Source organism: Micromonospora yongxingensis (genome assembly GCF_052601155.1).
The window spans coordinates 74,809-90,280 of the sequence record NZ_JBQXEO010000028.1 but is presented as its reverse complement, the minus strand read 5'-3'; the positions used below and the strand labels follow the sequence as shown (position 1 = coordinate 90,280).

Sequence of the window (15,472 nt, the reverse complement as noted above, 5' to 3'; positions counted from 1 at the left end):
ACGGGGCGAGGGTCCCCGAACGGCCCGGAAGCGGCCCGGTCAGCGCCGGTGTTCACCGGGGCTGACCTGCGCTGATCCGGATCCTCCTGGTCCTGTCGCACAGGCGGCGGGTTCCCTGCGCCCCGAGGAGTAAACGTCGCCGCCGAGGGGTCGGCAGGGTGGGGCCAGCGCCGCCGACGGCCGCCCCGACCGGGGCCATACCCGCCGCCCCGGAGAAGCTAACCCGACGGGTCGTTAGCCTCCGGCGCGGTGCGGGTATGGGATCACGGTGGCGATTGTGGAGAAAGTGATCCAGGCTCCCCCGCAGCAGGTGTTCGACGTGCTGGCGGACGGTTGGACGTACAGCGACTGGGTTGTCGGCACGGTGCACGTGCGCGACGTGGACGACGCGTGGCCGCGGGTGGGCAGCCAACTGCACCACAAGGCCGGGCCGTGGCCGTTCTCGTTGCAGGACTCGTCGACCGTGCTGCTGTGCGAGCCACCGCACCGGCTCGTGCTGCGCGCCGGTCTCTGGCCGGCCGGTGAGGCGATCGTGACCTTCACCCTCGAACCCGTCGGCGAGGACGCCACCCGCGTCCGCATCGGCGAGGACTTCGCCGCCGGTCCCCTGCGCTGGGTTCGTAACAAGCTCAACGACGTGGTGCTGCACCTGCGCAACCGGGAGACGCTCCGGCGGCTGGCCGACATCGCGGCTCGACAGAAGGGGACGCCGTGACGCAGACCGTGGTGGTGACCGGCGCGAGCGCGGGCGTGGGGCGGGCGGTGGCCCACGCGTACGCGGCCCGGGGCGCCCGGCTGGCGCTGCTGGCCCGGGGCGAGGCGGGGCTGGCCGCCGCCGAGCGGGAGTGCCGACTGCGCGGTGCCGCCGACGTACGGGTGTACCAGGTCGACGTGGCGGACGCGGGCGCCGTGCAGCAGGCCGCCGACGACGTGGTGCACCGGTGGGGCGGCATCGACGTGTGGGTCAACAACGCCATGGTGTCGGTGTTCGCGCAGGCCTGGGACATCCCCGCGCGGGAGTTCCGCCGGGTCACCGAGGTCACCTACCTGGGTACGGTGCACGGCACCCTGGCGGCGCTGCGGCACATGCGGGCGCACGGGCGGGGTGCCATCGTGCAGGTGGGCTCGGCGCTGGCCTACCGGGGGATCCCCCTGCAGTCGGCGTACTGCGCGAGCAAACACGCCGTGCAGGGGTTCAACGACTCACTCCGGGCCGAGCTGCTGCACGACTGCCCGGGGGTGAAGCTGTCGATGGTGCAGTTGCCCGCCGTGAACACGCCGCAGTTCTCCTGGGTCCGCACCCGGCTGCCCCGGCATCCGCAGCCGGTGCCGCCGATCTTCGCACCGGAGCTTGCCGCCCGGGCGATCGTCTGGGCCGCCGACCACGGCACCCGCGAGCTGAACGTGGGCGGCCCGACCTGGAGGGCCCGACTGGCCGACATCCTGATCCCCGGCCTGCTCGACCGCAAGCTGGCCCGGGACGGGTACGACAGCCAGCAGACCGGTGACGAGATCGACCCGGCCACCTGGCGGGACAACCTCGACCACCCCGGCGACGAGGACCGGGACCGGGGCCCGGCCGGGGTGTTCAGCGACCAGGCACGCAACCGCTCGGCGGCGCTGTGGGTCGGCACCCACAAGCCGGCGTTGTCCGGCGTCGCGCTCGCCGGCCTGGCCCTGGCCCTCACCGCCCTGGCGCGCGGCCGGCGCTGAACGCGTGACACCCGCTGCACGGGCGACACCCCGCACCGTCCGAAACAATGCCCGTACGCAGCGAAGCAACGCCGTCCGCAAAGCCCGGAAGGGGAGCCTTTTCAACCCGGAGCGGACAACTGGCTACCCTTCTCGGGTAGCCCTGTCCGCAAACCGAGGATGTCCGACATGATCGAGCCCGTGCAGCTGCCGTCGCCGTGGCGGGACGCGCGCCTGACCGTCGTGGTGCCCACCTACAACGAGGCGGGCAACCTCCCCGCGTTGGTCGAGCGGCTGCTCGCGCTGCCGTTGCCGGGGCTGCGCATCCTCGTCGCCGACGACAACTCCCCCGACGGCACCGGTGAGGTGGCCGACAAGTTGGCCATCGAGCACCCGGACCGCGTCGAGGTGGTGCACCGGGCCGGCAAGGAGGGCCTGGGCCGGGCGTACGTGGACGGCATCGGGCGTGCCCTCGACGGCGGCGCCGAGTACGTGGCGCAGATGGACGCCGACCTGTCCCACCCGCCGGAGGCCCTGCCGGGGATGCTGGGCGCGCTGCTCTCCACCCAGGCCGGTGTGGTGATCGGCTCCCGCTACGTGCCCGGCGGCGAGCTGGACGAGAACTGGCCGCTGTACCGTCGGGCGCTCAGCGGCTGGGCGAACCTCTACGTGCACACCCTGCTGCGGGTGCGGATCCGGGACCTCACCGCCGGCTTCAAGATCTGGCGGGCCGACGCGCTGCGGGACATCGGCCTCGAGCGGGTGCAGTCGAACGGCTACAGCTTCCAGGTGGAGATGCACTACCTGGCCACCAAGCTGGGGCACACCATCCTGGAGGTGCCGATCCGCTTCGAGGAGCGGCGCGACGGCGAGTCCAAGATGACGACCGCGACCAAGGTGGAGAGCGCGCTGATGCCGTTCCGCCTGCGCAGCAAGCACCGCAACATCACCCGCTGACCCGCGCGTCCCGCCCGCCCGCCACGAAGGCGGGCGGGCGTTTCGTTCAGTCCGGGTAGACGGCGCGGTGCGCGGCGCCGATCGCGGCGGCGTAGGCACGACCGGTGAGCGCGCGGTCGCGGGCCAGCGCCGCGCGGGCGGCGTTCGACCCGGGCGCGCCGTGCACCCCGCCACCGGGATGCGCCGACGCGCTGGCCAGGAAGAGCCGGTCCACCGGGGTGTCCGCCCGGCCCAGGCCGGGAATCGGGCGCAGGAACAGCTGCTGGTACGCGGCGGCGGTGCCGCCACCGAGCGTGCCGCCGACCAGACTCGGGTTGCCCTTCTCCAGGTCGGCGGGCCCTGCCACGTGGCGGCCGACGATGAGCTGCCGGAAGCCGGGGGCCGCCGCCTCCAGCACGTCCTCCATCCGCTGCACGTGCCCGGCGACGTCCTCGGCACGCCAGTTCCGGCGGAACGGCAGGTGGGTGTACGACCAGAGCGATTCGGTGCCCGGCGGGGAGTGGCTCGGGTCGGCCACCGACATCTGCCCGAGCAGCAGGAACGGGTCGCGCGGCAGCTCGCCGCGGGCCAGTTCACCGGAGTAGCGGGTCAACCCGTCGAGGTCCGCGCCGAGGTGCACGGTGCCGGCGCCGGCCACCGCCCGGTTCGTCCACGGCACCGGCGCGGAGAGCGCCCAGTCCACCTTCAGCGTCGAGCCGTCCCACCGGAAGTGCGCCAGGTCCTCCACGAGCCGCGACGGCAGCGCCGCCGCGCCGACCAGGTCGAGGTAGAGCGCCGGCGCCGGCACGTCCGCGAGCACGGCCTTGCGGGCCCGCCACAGTGCGCCGCCGACGGTGCGTACCCCCATCGCCCGGCCCCGGGCGGTGAGCACCCGGTCGACCCGGGCGCCGTAGAGGATGCGGCCGCCGCGTTCCTCCAGCCGGGCCACCAGCGCGTTGGTGATCTGCTGTGCGCCGCCGTCGGGCACCGGCCAGCCGACCTGCTGGCCGAGCATGGCCAGCAGCCAGCCGTACACGCCGGAGCCGGCCTCCTCCGGGGACAGGTCGGTGTGCAGGGCGCAGCCGGCCAGCAGCGCCGGCCCGCCAGCGCCGTCGAAGAGTTCGTCGCCGAGCTTGCGGACGGGCACCACCAGCCGCCGGGCCAGCCGCAGCGCGCCGGCGACCCGCAGCCGGCGCAGGAGGCCCAGCCCACCGCGTACGGGCGGGAACGGCGTGGTGATGGTGTCCAGCATCGGCTCGGCCACCTCGAGCCAGTCGGTGTACGCGTTGAGCCAGCGCTTGCCGTCGCCGGGGGCGAACTGCTCCAGCGAGGCGGCGGTGACGTCGGCGTCCCGGTTGAGCACGGCGGCCCGGCCATCCGGCAGCAGGTGCGCCAGCACGTCCGGCGAGTGCCGCCAGGACAGCCCGTGACGGCCCAGGTCGAGCCCGCGCAGCACCGGTGAGGCGTACCCGAGGGGGTAGAAGGAGCTGTAGAGGTCGCTGAGGTAGCCGGGCGCGGTCACCTCGGCGGAGCGGACGGCGCCGCCGGGCGCCGCGGTCGCCTCCAGCACCACCACGTCCCAGCCGGCGTCCGCCAGCAGGTTGGCCGCTACCAGACCGTTGTGACCTGCCCCGACGACGACGGCGTCCGCGCTCTGCGCGCCGGTGGGAGTCATCCGATCCGCCTACCCGGAGCGCAACGGGGCGAAACGCGTTTGCCTCGCCGAGCCGGGGGCATCCAACGCCGCATGTACACGGTTGCGCAACTGGTGGGCGGGGTGTGGGGAGCTGGCGGCGGTGGCGGCGAGCTGGTCGTCCGCGATCCGGCGGACGATTCGCCGGTCAGCTCGGTGCCGGTGGCCACGGCCGACGAGGTCGGCAAGGCGGTCGAGGCGGCACGCGAGACGGCGGCGGAGTGGGCGGCGACCGCGCCGGCCGCGCGGGCGGCGGCGCTGCACCGGGCCGCGGACGCCGTGGCGGCGGTGACGGAGGAGTTGGCCGCGGCGGTGACGGCGGAGATGGGCAAGCCGCTGGCGGATGCCCGTGGCGGCGTCGAGGCGGGCATCGGCACCCTGCGACAGTACGCGGAGTTGGCACCGCTGCGCGGCGGGCGGACGCTGCACGGCGAGACGGACGCCCTGGACTTCATGACGCCGCAGCCGCGGGGCGTGGTTGCCGCGATCACCCCGTGGAACGACCCGGTGGCCGTCTCCTGCGGGTTGCTCGGCGCGGCCCTGGTCACCGGCAACGTGGTGCTCTACAAGCCCAGCGAACGCACGCCGGCGACGGGTTGGCTGCTGGCCCGGGCACTGGACCAGGCGCTGCCGGCCGGCGTGTTGTCGCTGCTCACCGGCGGCCCGGAGGTCGGCGCGGCGCTGGCCGGCCAGGACGTGGACGTCGTGGCGCACGTGGGGTCCACCGCGACCGGGCGGGCGATCGCCGCGGCGGCGGCCCGCACCGGGGCGAAGGTGCTGCTGGAGAACGGCGGCAGTGATCCGCTGATCGTCGACGCGGGGGTCGACGCGGACTGGGCCGCCGGGCAGGCCGCGCTGGGCGCGTTCGCCAACGCCGGGCAGATCTGCGTGGCGGTGGAGCGGATCTACGTGCACCGCACGGTGGCCGAGGACTTCGTGGCGGCGCTGGTCCGGCGGGCCGGCGCGCTGCGGCTGGGCCCGGGTCGCGACCCGGGCACCGAGCTGGGCCCGCTGGTCGACCGGCGACACCGCGACCACGTGCACGGGCAGGTGACGGCGGCGGTGGCCGACGGCGCCCGGGTACGTACCGGTGGGGAGCTGCCGGACGGGCCGGGGGCTTTCTACCCGGCCACCGTGGTCACCGACTGCCGGCACGACATGCCACTGGTGCGGGAGGAGACGTTCGGCCCGGTCGCCCCGGTGGTGGTGGTCGACTCGTTCGACGAGGCCCTGCGCTGCGCGGCGGACTCCCCGTACGGGCTGGCGGCCACGGTGCTGACCGCGTCGATGAGCCATGCGCAGCGGGCCTGGCGGGAGCTGCCGGTGGGCACCGTGAAAATCAATTCGGTGTTCGGTGGCGCGCCGGGCGGCGCCGCCCACCCGCGCCGGGGCAGCGGGCAGGGCTTCGGGTACGGCCCGGAGCTGCTGGACGAGTTCACCGCCACCAAGGCCGTGCACATCGAGGCGCCGGGCGGCGGGCACTGGTGAACGGTACGGGCGGGCGCGGGATAGCCGCGTCCGCCCGTACCGTCTCGCTGTGCCGTCGTGGCGGGCCGGCCGCCCGCGTCGCGGCGATCAGTCGCCGCGGGCCTTGCGGGTGGCCCGGTCGTTGGCCTTCTCGATCGCCTTGACCAGCTCCGGCTTGGTCATGCCGGACCGGCCGGGTACGTCCAGCTCGCGGGCCACCGACATCAGGTGGTCCTTGGTGGCGTTGGCGTCCACCCCACCCGCGGTGGGGGCACGCCGTTCCGGTCCGCCGCCGGCGGCCTGTCGGTCGCTCGGGCCCTTGCGGCCCTTCGGCTCCCAGTGATCGCCGACCTTCTCGAACTGGTGCTTCACCGCGGCGAAGGCGGTGCGGTGCGACCGCTCCCCCTCGCCGTAGGTCTCCACCGCCGAGTCGTGCGTCTTCTCCCAGGTGCGCTGCGCCTTATCCGGGGAGCGTCGCAGCGTGCTGGGCAGGTCTTCGCGCCCGGGCATCTCGTCCTCCTCCGTGTGGACAGGGTCACCGCGAGCGTTCCCCGGTGACCGGGCGGCAAACCCGGGGCGACGCCCGCCCGGCGGGCGGAGGGTTTGTCGATTTCCCGCCCGGGGTACCGGCCGGGCCAGGCCCGACCGGACGACCGGTCATCCGGCGGCCGGGGCACAGGGAGCGGGCATGACGACCACGGAGCCCGGTACGACGCGCGACGGCGCACAGGGCGCACCCCTGCCCCGGCGGATCCGGCAGTTGAACTGGCGTACCTGGCGCGGGGTGCTGGTCCGCAGCGTGCGCAACTTCGTCACCGACAACTGCTCGGACTGGGCCGCCGCCCTGACCTACTACGGGGTGCTCGCGCTCTTTCCGTCCACGATCATGGTGGTCGCGCTGGTCGGCCTGGTTTCCAACGGCGAGCAGACGGTCGACACGGTGGTCGACCTGGCCAACCAGATGGGCGCCGGGTCGGTGGTGGCCGACGACGGCGTGGTCGACGTCATCCGGGCGGTGGTGGTCCAGGAGAGTTCGGCCAAGGCGCTGCTCAGCTTCGGTCTGCTCGGAGCGCTCTGGTCGGCGTCGGGCTTCATCGGGGCGTTCACCCGGGCCTCCAACGCCGTCTACGGGGTGCAGGAGGGGCGGCCGGTGTGGAAGCTGCGCCCGTTGCAGATCGGACTCGCCGCCGTCTCACTGGTGCTGCTGGCGATCGTCGCCCTCGGGCTGATCGTCAGCGGCCCGGTGACCGACGCCGTCGGCGACCTGATCAACGCGGGCGGGCTGGCCCGCACGGTGTGGAGCGTGGCGAAGTGGCCCGTGCTCGCCCTGATCATGATGGTGTTGCTGTCGCTGCTGTTCTGGATCGCGCCGAACGTGCGGCAGCCCCGGTTCCGCTGGCTCACGCCCGGCGGCGGCGTGGCTCTGGTCGCCTGGGCGGTCGCCTCCTTCGGGTTCGGCCTCTACGTGGCCAACTTCGGCTCGTACGACGCCACCTACGGCAGTCTCGGCGCGGTCATCGCGTTCCTCGTCTGGCTCTACCTGTCCAACTCGGCGCTGATGCTCGGGGTGCAGATCAACGCCGAGGTGCAGCGTGGCCGGCAGTTGCAGGCCGGTGATCCCGACCCTGACGAGCCGGTCCTGCCACCCCGCAAGGCGGCCGACTCCTGACCGCCGGTCCGGGTTCGGACGTCCGGTTCCGGGCCGGGCCGAGGGCCGGTTCGTGACCCGGTGCCGGTTTACCCGCCGGGGTGCCGGGTAGCGCAGAGGGCATGGAGCGTGGCAACAGCAAGCACGGACCGAGGATCGACGAGCAGATGAGTCAGGAGGTCAGCGGCCTCGTGCAGGGGCCGGGGACCGGTGGCTCGCGCGTCGAGGAGTCGCGGGTGCCGGAGCCGGCCGGTGAGGACCAGCCGGAGGCGACGACCGCTCCGGCCGGTGAGCTACGCACCGGCGCGCCCAAGGGCATGAGCTCGGAGGACGTCGAGCAGCGCAGTCGGCTCGGCCGGTTCATCACGATGAGCGCCCTGCCCGGCGACCGCGCGACGTTGATCGCCAACGCGCGCGACAACGAGGCGCCCGACGACATCGTGGCGGCGCTGGAGCGGCTGCCCGAGAGCACCCGGTACCAGACGATCTCCGAGGTCTGGGCCGCACTCGGCAACAAGAACGAGACAACCCGCTGGTGACCGGATCGTCCCCCGATCCGGACGATCATCCGCGGCCGAAGGAGGTTCTCTGATGAGTGGCGTTACCGAACACGTCGATGTTTCCGTACCCGTCCGCACCGCCTATGACCAGTGGACCCAGTTCGAGGAGTTCCCCGAGTTCATGGAGGGCGTACGGGAGGTCCGGCAGATCTCCGACACGATGACCCACTGGACGGTGGACATCGCCGGCGTGAAGCGCGAGTTCGACGCCGAGATCACCGAACAGCTCCCCGACGAGCGGGTCGCCTGGCGCTCCACCAGTGGCACGCAGCAGGCCGGTGTGGTGACCTTCCACCGGTTGGACGAGGACAAGACCCGCGTCACGCTCCAGCTCGAGTTCGAGCCGCACGGGGTGGCGGAGCAGGCCGGTGACAAGCTCGGCATCGTGGACCGGCGGGCCAAGGGCGACCTGGAGCGGTTCAAGACCTTCATCGAGCGGCGCGGTCAGGAGACCGGCGCCTGGCGCGGCACGGTGGACCGGCCGCAGCCCTGATCCTGAGCATCGTCGCGCGATGGCCGCCGGAGTTCCCGGCGGCCATCGCCGTGTCCCGGGCCGACCACCGGCCGCACCGCATCCGTTTGCGATCATCGCGCCCGGGTACCGCTGATGGCATGACCGACGACAACAGGGTGTGGCGGGACGAGGAACGACTGCCGCTGGAGGAGTTGGAGCGCGCGGTGGCGGGCTCCAGCATCGACGGGCAGGCCGACGACGTGACGGGCAACGACGCCGGCGAGGAGGCCGCGTTCGGGCACGGACCGGCGGCGGTGGACCGGGGCGGGCAGGCCAGAGGCAGCGGCCGTGAGCCCACCGACCCGGATCGCGCCTACCGTCCGTCGACCACCGGCCGCACCGGACCGGACACCATGTGACCCTCCCCGCCGACCTGGGCCGCCTGATCCGGCCGGGCGGGCTCTGACGACCCACCGGGTCCGGCCCGCTCCGGGCCGGGGCGGCGGGAGCCCAGCTCGTACAGTCCGATCAACGCCAGTGCCAGCACCACGAGGGCCGAACCGAGCACCTGCACCGTGGTGTTGCCGATCAGGATGCCGAGCCCGGCCGGCACCAGCGCGGCACCGACGCCGGCGGCACCGATCTGGAGCCCGATGGCCCGGTCCGCGTGCGCCGCGCCGACCCGGTCGGCGGTGGTGAGGGTGAGCAGCGGGAACACCGGCGCGGCGGCGAAGCCGACCACGACCAGGCCGAGCACGGCCAGCACGGCCGGCCCGGGTACGGCGATCAGCGCCGCGCCGACGGCCATCCCGGCCAGGCTGACGCGCAGCACCAGAGTGCCTCCCAGCCGCTCGGCCACCACGCCCTGCACCACCCGGCCGACGAAGAGGCTGCCCCAGTAGGCGGAGACGCAGCCTCCGGCCACCGTGGCGCTCAGCCCACGCCCCTCGGTGAGCAGCAGGAACGCCCACAGCCCGGCGGACACCTCGATGGCGACGTACAGCGCGAAGGCGAGCGCTCCCGACCAGACCGCCGGCAGCCGCAGCGTCGCGCGGATCGGGACCCGGACCGCCGGCGACGCCGACGCCCCGACGACGGCACCCGGATCGGCGGAGGCCGGTACGCCGCGCTGCCAGGCCCGCACGGTGAGCGCGAACGCGGCGGCGACGGCGACCTGGGCGGCGGCCATGATGCCGTACCCCCACCGCCAGGACAGGCCGGCGCTCAGCGCCCCGGTCATGATCAGTGGGCCGATCGCCACACCCAGGCCGAAGAACGCGTGCATCCAGTTCATGTGTCGCGGGCCGAAGGCCGAGGCGGCGTACGCGTTGAGCCCCGAGTCGATGGCGCCGGAGCCCAGCCCGAGCAGCAGCGCACAGCCCACCAGCACGGCCAACCCGGGGCTCAGGGCGTGACCGGTCAGCGCCAGGCCGGCCAGCAGGGTGCTGCCGGCGAGCAGCGCGCCCACGCCGACGCGGGCCAGCGTGAACCCGGCCAGCACGCTGGAGGTGAGATAACCCACGGTGCCCGCGGTGAGCAGCAGTCCGACGGCCTCGGTCGGTACGCCGAAGTCGGTTCGGATCGACGGCCAGCCGACGCCGAGCAGTCCGTCGGGCAGGCCGAGACTGACGAAGGCCAGGTAGGCCAGCAGGAGCAGGGAGGCACGGGGCGGCGCGGGGGTGGTGGACACGGGAACCCATCCTGCCGCAGCCGCACCCTAGCGCCACCTCCGGCCGATCGCTCTCCGCGACAAGAAGTGATGTCCGGACGGTCGAGAAAACGGACAGCTCATCCAGAATCGGCCGATCGGAGGACGGCAACCCGACCGATGCGCGTAAGAATTTCGGGATGCATCAGGGCTCCGGAATCCTCTCCCCGCGTCAGCGCCGACTCGCCTGGCTCGGCTTCCTGCTCGCCGCGCTGCAGGCTCCCGTCTCCGCCTGGCTCGTCGCCGACGAGTCGTGGCTGTTCAGCCTCTGCGTCGCGCTGATGGTCGCCACCGTGATCATCGCCGACGACGCGGCGCGGCGTCGGCCGGCCGACGCGACAAGCGACTAGTCCGGAGCACTAACCGTCGGTGCCCGGTCGGGCCTCGTGACCCGGCCGGCCCCGGCTGCGGCGGCGCTCCTTCATCTCCGCCTCGTACAGGTGCCGCCGCCCGCCCACCAGCTCGTCGCGGGCCTGCCGGTCCAGCTCCCGGAACAGCGCGTAGTACCCGTCGTCGAAGTCCTCGACGATCTGGAACGTCCAGCGGCCGGCGATGACGTTGCGGCCCAGCAACTCGCTGTCGACCCGGTCGGCGATCTGCGGGTGCCCGGCCGCGCGAAGCTGCTCCACGGCGTCGTCGAGCATCAGGTCGGCGTGCCCGATCAGCTGGTGCAGCGAGTACAAGTGCCCACGCGCCCGCTCCACGCACTCCAGCGCCTCGCTGAGTTTGCCGAGTGCCGCGACGGTCGCGTCGCTCACCCCGGCCGGCCGGCGGTGCTCGTCGTCCGGCCCGTCCGCCTGGTGTCCCATCCGTGCCTCCGTGCTCTGTGCCGCCGTGTGCGGGTGGTTCTCCTGCTGCCCCGTCTGTGCCGGATCAACCCCTGCGGCCAGCACGAACCGGCCGGTGGCGTGGCCGACACCCGCCGAGCGGCCGAGGCCGACCCGGCGAACGGTCGGTTAGCCTCGGTCACCATGCGTGCGTTCAACCGGGTCGCCACCCGTACCGCCGTCGAGTCGGCGCAGTCCACCCTGGCAGCCCTCACCGTGTCGGTGGGCACCGTCGGGCTCGCCGCCGCCGCCGCGCGGCCCGGGTTGCTGGCCCTCGTCGACCAGCACGCGGCCGCCGTGCGGGACAGCCTCGACGGGGACCGCCGCCCGCTGACCGCCGCGACTCTCGCCGGCTACGCCGAGGGCGTCCGCGCCGCCGCTTTGGAACACGGCTGGACACCACCCAGCGGGCCGGTGGACTGGAGCGAGCCGGACTGGCTGCTCACCCGGCTGCTCGCGGTGTGCGCGCTGGCCCGCTCGCTCGACCGGGCCTGACGCGCGGGAAGGGCGCCCGCGCAAACACGCGGACACCCTCCCCCACCGACCGTGCCGCCCCCGTTACGGGCGGTACTGCTGGGTCTCGCCGGCCATCGTCGACTGCTCGTCGACCCGCGGCATGGCCTGGGTGCGGTCGCCCCCACGGTCGGCCATCTGCCGCTCCACGTCGCCACGCCCGGCCGCACTGGCCTGACGCTGCTGCTGCACCGCCCGGGCCTCCTCGGCAGCACGATCCAGCCAGCCGTCCCAGCGCCGCTGCATCGGCTTCACCAGACCACCACCGACACCGACGATCAGGATGCCGGCCACCGTGGCGAGCACCGCGATCAGCACCGGCGTCGTCACCGTGGTGGCGATACCCACCTGGTTCAGCGCGGCGATCACGCCGAGCGCGATGATGAAGATCGCCGTCAGGTCGGCCAGCACCTTGCCGTACGAGAGACCGCCCAGCGCCCCGGTGACCAGATCACGGACGGCGCTCGCGATCGCAGCCGCCACCACCACCACGATGATCGCCACGAACGCACGCGGCAGCCAGGCCACCACGCCGCTGATCAGGTCACTGATGGCGTTGGGTCCCCAGACCCCGAACGCGAACTGCAGCGTGAACAGCAGCACCGCGTAGTACGCCAGTCTGGCCAGGATGTCACTGGCGTCGTACTTCGTTCTCTCCAGCGCTCGTTTGATGCCGCCGCGTTCGACCGCCCGGTCGAAGTTCACCCGTTCCAGAACCGTGTCCACGATCTTGAGGACCGCTCTAGCGATGAGCCAGCCGACCACGAGGATCACGATGAAGGCCACGGCCTTCGGGATGAAGAGCAGCACCGACCTCCAGGTGTCGGCGATGGCGTCGCCGATGTCGGCCTGCCGGACCGCGAGGGTTTTCAGCATGATGTCCCTCCTGTCGCATGGACTGCGCCGAGCGCATACCCGGCCTCCGGTGCAGCAGTCCGCGCAACTCGCCGCGTTTTTTCCGACAAGTCGCCGAACAGGGGCCCTGAACTGCCCGAACAGCCACCGCGACGGCCCTCGCCACGCCCCACGACCATGATCGGATACGGCCGCCGGACGGCCCGCTAGGCTGCGGACATGCCAGGAACGGTCGGGCGAGTGCCCACGCCAGCAACTCCGGTCCCGGGCGCATCCACCGGTCCCGGCGCTGCCGCCGCCGTGCTCGCCCACGACTGGGCCGGCACCTCGCTGGGCCCGCCCGAGCGGTGGGACCCGGCGATCCGGGCCGTGGTCGACCTGATCCTCGCCGCGCCGATGCCGATGGCGCTGGCCTACGGCGACGACCTCGTCCTGCTCTACAACGACGGCTTCGCCGAGCTGCTGGGCAGCAAGCACCCCAGTGCCCTCGGCCGTCCCTCCGCCGAGGTGTACGCCGAGATCTGGGACCTGCCCGGTGTCGGTGAGGCCATCGACCGCGCCTACCGGCAGGGCGTGCCGTTCCTGGAGAAGGAGTCGACGCTGCCCATGACCCGGGACCACTCGGGCGTGGCGGCGCAGGCGGTGTTCACCCGGAGCTACTCGCCGGTGCACGACAGCGGCGGGCAGATCGTGGGGATGCTGACGGTCGCCGCCGAGACCACCCGCGTCGCCGAACAGTTGCAGAGCCTCAGCGAGGTCGCCGCCGCGCTCGCCGGCACCCTCACGCTCGACGACGTGGCCCGGGTGGCGCTGCGGTACGCGATCACCACGTTCGACGCCGACTCGGTCGCGTTCGCCGTCGACGAGGGCGGCGGCGGCTGGCGGATGGTGCGCCGGGTACGCGGCGAGCTGATGGACGAGGCCGACGAGCGGCTACCGCCGCTGTGGCGGCGCGCCCCGGCGGACTGGTCGGCTCCGGTGGTGCAGGCGGCCCGCTCGGGCGTGCCGTCGCTGACACGCGACGGGCAGCCGCTGCGCGAGACCGCCGTGGACCGCCACGACCAGAAGATCCGGGCGATGGCCGCGCTGCCACTGGGCACCTCGGTGGTCCGGGGCGGGCTGGCGGTCGGCTACGGGGTGCCACACACCTGGTCGGCCGCCGAGCAGGCACTGCTGGCCGCCTCGGCCGAGCTGATCGGCCAGGCGGCCGAGCGGGCACGCCGGTTCGAGACCCAGCACGGCACAGCCCAGCTGCTGCAACGCAGCATGCTGCCGGAGCACCTGCCGACCCTGCCCCGACTGCGGATCGCGGCCCGTTACGACCCCGGAGTCGACGGCAACGCGGCCGGCGGCGACTTCTACGACGCGTTCCTGCTGCCCACGGGCGGGCTCGGCGTCGTGCTGGGCGACGTCGCCGGACACGACGTACAGGCCGCGGCGCGGATGGGACAGGTCCGGGCCGCGCTGCGCGCGCTGGCCCTGGCCGACCCGGCACCGGACGCGGTGCTGGCCGGACTGGACCGGCTGGTGACCAGCCTCGGCGCGGAAGCCGGAACGCACGAACTGTTCGTCACCGTGGTGTTCGGCGTGGTCGACGCGGAGCGGCGCGAGCTGACCCTGGCCAGTGCCGGTCACCCGGCGCCGCTGGTCCGCCGCTGCGGCCCGGACGGCCGCTCCCACGCCGAGTACCTGGACGTAGCGGCGGGTCCCCCTCTGGGGCTGGGCGGCCGGCCGGGCACCACCACCGTCGCGTTCCGCCCCGGCGACACCCTGCTGCTGTTCAGCGACGGGGTGGTGGAGCGCCGCCGGCAGAGCCTCACGGCCGGGCTGGACGCTCTCGGCGACGCGGTCGCCAAGGCCGGCAGCGGTGACCCTCGCGCGCTCTGCGCGGTGGCCACCGCCGCGGTGCCCGGGGGCACCGAGGACGACGTGGCGGTGCTGGCGGTCGAGCACGCGCTCAAGCCGAGCCGGTCGGCGAGCATGGAGGTGCCGGCCGAGCCGACCGCGCCCAGCCGGGTCCGGCACTGGATGACCGGCCAGCTCACCGACTGGCAGGTGCCCGAGTCGGTGGTCGGCGCTGCGGTTCTGTGCACCAGCGAGTTGACCACGAACGCGCTGCTACACGCCGGCACCGCCGCCCGGGTGGAGATCGACCTCAGCCCTGAGCGGCTGCTGGTCTCGGTCGCCGATTCCGGCACCCGGGGCACCGTGACCCGGGCCCGGACCGACACGTTGAGCAGTCGCGGGCGCGGTCTCGGCCTGATCGAGGAACTCAGCGACGCCTGGGGCACCGACCCGACGGTCCGCGGCTCCACGGTCTGGTTCGAGATCCTCGTCCCGCCGGCCGAGGGAAGCTGAGACCCTCGTTCGCCGGATCAGCCGGGCCCTGAGTGGGTAGGAGGACGCCCATGCGCACCGACCGACCCGCCGGGGTCCTCTTCGACGTCGACGGCACCCTCGTCGACACCACCTACCTGCACACCGTGAGCTGGTGGGAAGCGCTCCGCCAGACCGACCAGCCGGTGCCGATGGCGACCGTGCACCGGTCGATCGGGATGGGCTCGGACAAGCTCCTCGACCACCTGCTCGGCCCGGAGCGGGACCGTGACGCCGACGGAAAGCTGCGCGACGCGCACGACACCCTGTACGGCGAGTACTGGGAGCGGCTCACGCCGCTGCCCGGTGCGGCGGACCTGCTGCGTGCCTGCGCCGAGCGGGGGCTGCGGGTGGTGCTCGCCACCTCCGCCGCGGAGCAGGAGGTCGGCGCGCTGCGCCGGGCGCTGGCCGCCGACGACGTCGTCGACACGGTCACCTCGTCGGCGGACGCCCAGCAGAGCAAGCCGGCCCCGGACATCCTGGTCGCCGCCCTGGAGCAGTCCGGGTTGACCGCCGAGCGTGTGGTCTTCGTCGGTGACTCGGTCTGGGACGTCGCGGCGGCCGGCAAGCTGGACATCCCGTGCGTCGGGCTGACCTGCGGGGGCACCAGCCGGGGTGAGCTGGCCGGCGCCGGGGCGGTGGCGGTGTACGACGATCCGGCCGCGCTGCTGGCCACTCTGGACGATTCGCCGATCACCCGACCGCGCTGAGGCTCACACCGGTTCCCCGGCCCCGAGAGGCTT

Annotated in this window: 17 protein-coding genes; 12 read left to right on the top strand and 5 right to left on the bottom strand. The window is 73.6% G+C overall.

The features are described from left to right. Positions 1–277: 277 nt before the first annotated feature. The 3 genes from ACTWLT_RS26845 (at position 278) to ACTWLT_RS26835 (ending at position 2,649) form a co-directional block, all read left to right on the top strand. Positions 278–715: an SRPBCC family protein gene (locus tag ACTWLT_RS26845; protein WP_445320719.1), complete on the top strand. Its 438-nt coding sequence runs from the start codon at positions 278–280 to the stop codon at positions 713–715. After that, the gene (locus ACTWLT_RS26840; protein WP_445320718.1) at positions 712–1,713 is read left to right on the top strand and encodes an SDR family oxidoreductase; all 1,002 of its coding nucleotides are present in this window, start codon (positions 712–714) and stop codon (positions 1,711–1,713) included. Before ACTWLT_RS26845 ends, ACTWLT_RS26840 begins: the two co-directional genes overlap by 4 nt. A gap of 168 nt (positions 1,714–1,881) precedes the next feature. Further along, positions 1,882–2,649, top strand: a complete 768-nt coding sequence (locus ACTWLT_RS26835; RefSeq protein ID WP_252419833.1) for a polyprenol monophosphomannose synthase — start codon at positions 1,882–1,884, stop codon at positions 2,647–2,649. Between the two features lie 46 nt (positions 2,650–2,695). On the opposite strand, the gene ACTWLT_RS26830 is transcribed toward ACTWLT_RS26835, so the two are convergent. Next, positions 2,696–4,303: a phytoene desaturase family protein gene (locus ACTWLT_RS26830; protein WP_445320717.1), complete on the bottom strand. Its 1,608-nt coding sequence runs from the start codon at positions 4,301–4,303 to the stop codon at positions 2,696–2,698. A 72-nt stretch (positions 4,304–4,375) separates the two neighbouring features. On the opposite strand from ACTWLT_RS26830, the gene ACTWLT_RS26825 reads away from it, so the two are divergent. Then, positions 4,376–5,809 carry an aldehyde dehydrogenase family protein gene (locus ACTWLT_RS26825; RefSeq protein WP_445320716.1) on the top strand — a complete coding sequence of 478 codons (1,434 nt, stop codon included), beginning with the start codon at positions 4,376–4,378 and terminating at the stop codon, positions 5,807–5,809. Between the two features lie 87 nt (positions 5,810–5,896). On the opposite strand, the gene ACTWLT_RS26820 is transcribed toward ACTWLT_RS26825, so the two are convergent. Further along, positions 5,897–6,298 (bottom strand): ChaB family protein, encoded by a 402-nt coding sequence (locus tag ACTWLT_RS26820; protein WP_252419830.1) that lies wholly within the window; start codon positions 6,296–6,298, stop codon positions 5,897–5,899. Between the two features lie 178 nt (positions 6,299–6,476). Here ACTWLT_RS26820 and ACTWLT_RS26815 point away from each other — a divergent pair, with 178 nt between their 5' ends. The 4 genes from ACTWLT_RS26815 to ACTWLT_RS26800 all read left to right on the top strand — a co-directional run bounded on the left by ACTWLT_RS26815 (position 6,477) and on the right by ACTWLT_RS26800 (position 8,869). Then, positions 6,477–7,457 (top strand): YihY/virulence factor BrkB family protein, encoded by a 981-nt coding sequence (locus tag ACTWLT_RS26815; protein WP_445320715.1) that lies wholly within the window; start codon positions 6,477–6,479, stop codon positions 7,455–7,457. Between the two features lie 101 nt (positions 7,458–7,558). Further along, the gene (locus tag ACTWLT_RS26810) at positions 7,559–7,975 is read left to right on the top strand and encodes a DUF2795 domain-containing protein (RefSeq protein ID WP_445320714.1); all 417 of its coding nucleotides are present in this window, start codon (positions 7,559–7,561) and stop codon (positions 7,973–7,975) included. A gap of 52 nt (positions 7,976–8,027) precedes the next feature. After that, entirely contained in the window at positions 8,028–8,489 is a 462-nt protein-coding gene (locus ACTWLT_RS26805; protein ID WP_252419827.1) for an SRPBCC family protein, read from the top strand. 119 nt (positions 8,490–8,608) lie between these two features. Beyond that, a complete protein-coding gene (locus tag ACTWLT_RS26800; RefSeq protein WP_252419826.1) occupies positions 8,609–8,869 on the top strand; it encodes a hypothetical protein in 261 nt (86 codons plus the stop codon). Here ACTWLT_RS26800 and ACTWLT_RS26795 read toward each other — a convergent pair. Continuing rightward, positions 8,824–10,140: an MFS transporter gene (locus ACTWLT_RS26795; RefSeq protein WP_445320713.1), complete on the bottom strand. Its 1,317-nt coding sequence runs from the start codon at positions 10,138–10,140 to the stop codon at positions 8,824–8,826. The genes ACTWLT_RS26800 and ACTWLT_RS26795 overlap by 46 nt on opposite strands. Before the next feature lie 158 nt (positions 10,141–10,298). Here ACTWLT_RS26795 and ACTWLT_RS26790 point away from each other — a divergent pair, with 158 nt between their 5' ends. After that, positions 10,299–10,508: a hypothetical protein gene (locus tag ACTWLT_RS26790; protein ID WP_252419824.1), complete on the top strand. Its 210-nt coding sequence runs from the start codon at positions 10,299–10,301 to the stop codon at positions 10,506–10,508. A gap of 9 nt (positions 10,509–10,517) precedes the next feature. On the opposite strand, the gene ACTWLT_RS26785 is transcribed toward ACTWLT_RS26790, so the two are convergent. Continuing rightward, positions 10,518–10,967, bottom strand: a complete 450-nt coding sequence (locus ACTWLT_RS26785; protein WP_445320712.1) for a hypothetical protein — start codon at positions 10,965–10,967, stop codon at positions 10,518–10,520. A 162-nt stretch (positions 10,968–11,129) separates the two neighbouring features. On the opposite strand from ACTWLT_RS26785, the gene ACTWLT_RS26780 reads away from it, so the two are divergent. After that, positions 11,130–11,480 (top strand): DUF6401 family natural product biosynthesis protein, encoded by a 351-nt coding sequence (locus ACTWLT_RS26780; protein WP_445320711.1) that lies wholly within the window; start codon positions 11,130–11,132, stop codon positions 11,478–11,480. Between the two features lie 63 nt (positions 11,481–11,543). Here the strand turns inward: ACTWLT_RS26780 and ACTWLT_RS26775 are convergent, their stop codons facing one another. Continuing rightward, positions 11,544–12,374 (bottom strand): mechanosensitive ion channel family protein, encoded by an 831-nt coding sequence (locus tag ACTWLT_RS26775; protein ID WP_445320710.1) that lies wholly within the window; start codon positions 12,372–12,374, stop codon positions 11,544–11,546. Positions 12,375–12,572: 198 nt separating this feature from the next. On the opposite strand from ACTWLT_RS26775, the gene ACTWLT_RS26770 reads away from it, so the two are divergent. Together ACTWLT_RS26770 and ACTWLT_RS26765 are read left to right on the top strand one after the other, a co-directional pair. Next, a complete protein-coding gene (locus ACTWLT_RS26770) occupies positions 12,573–14,711 on the top strand; it encodes an ATP-binding SpoIIE family protein phosphatase (RefSeq protein WP_445320709.1) in 2,139 nt (712 codons plus the stop codon). Between the two features lie 50 nt (positions 14,712–14,761). Then, a complete protein-coding gene (locus ACTWLT_RS26765; protein WP_252419819.1) occupies positions 14,762–15,439 on the top strand; it encodes an HAD family hydrolase in 678 nt (225 codons plus the stop codon). Positions 15,440–15,472: the final 33 nt, after the last annotated feature.

Coding starts and splice junctions, on each gene's coding strand:
- ACTWLT_RS26835 (WP_252419833.1), top strand. CDS start 1,882: ATGATCGAGCCCGTGCAGCTGCCGTCGCCGTGGCGGGACGCGCGCCTG.
- ACTWLT_RS26830 (WP_445320717.1), bottom strand. CDS start 4,303: ATGACTCCCACCGGCGCGCAGAGCGCGGACGCCGTCGTCGTCGGGGCA.
- ACTWLT_RS26825 (WP_445320716.1), top strand. CDS start 4,376: ATGTACACGGTTGCGCAACTGGTGGGCGGGGTGTGGGGAGCTGGCGGC.
- ACTWLT_RS26820 (WP_252419830.1), bottom strand. CDS start 6,298: ATGCCCGGGCGCGAAGACCTGCCCAGCACGCTGCGACGCTCCCCGGAT.
- ACTWLT_RS26815 (WP_445320715.1), top strand. CDS start 6,477: ATGACGACCACGGAGCCCGGTACGACGCGCGACGGCGCACAGGGCGCA.
- ACTWLT_RS26810 (WP_445320714.1), top strand. CDS start 7,559: ATGGAGCGTGGCAACAGCAAGCACGGACCGAGGATCGACGAGCAGATG.
- ACTWLT_RS26805 (WP_252419827.1), top strand. CDS start 8,028: ATGAGTGGCGTTACCGAACACGTCGATGTTTCCGTACCCGTCCGCACC.
- ACTWLT_RS26800 (WP_252419826.1), top strand. CDS start 8,609: ATGACCGACGACAACAGGGTGTGGCGGGACGAGGAACGACTGCCGCTG.
- ACTWLT_RS26790 (WP_252419824.1), top strand. CDS start 10,299: ATGCATCAGGGCTCCGGAATCCTCTCCCCGCGTCAGCGCCGACTCGCC.
- ACTWLT_RS26785 (WP_445320712.1), bottom strand. CDS start 10,967: ATGGGACACCAGGCGGACGGGCCGGACGACGAGCACCGCCGGCCGGCC.
- ACTWLT_RS26780 (WP_445320711.1), top strand. CDS start 11,130: ATGCGTGCGTTCAACCGGGTCGCCACCCGTACCGCCGTCGAGTCGGCG.
- ACTWLT_RS26775 (WP_445320710.1), bottom strand. CDS start 12,374: ATGCTGAAAACCCTCGCGGTCCGGCAGGCCGACATCGGCGACGCCATC.
- ACTWLT_RS26770 (WP_445320709.1), top strand. CDS start 12,573: ATGCCAGGAACGGTCGGGCGAGTGCCCACGCCAGCAACTCCGGTCCCG.
- ACTWLT_RS26765 (WP_252419819.1), top strand. CDS start 14,762: ATGCGCACCGACCGACCCGCCGGGGTCCTCTTCGACGTCGACGGCACC.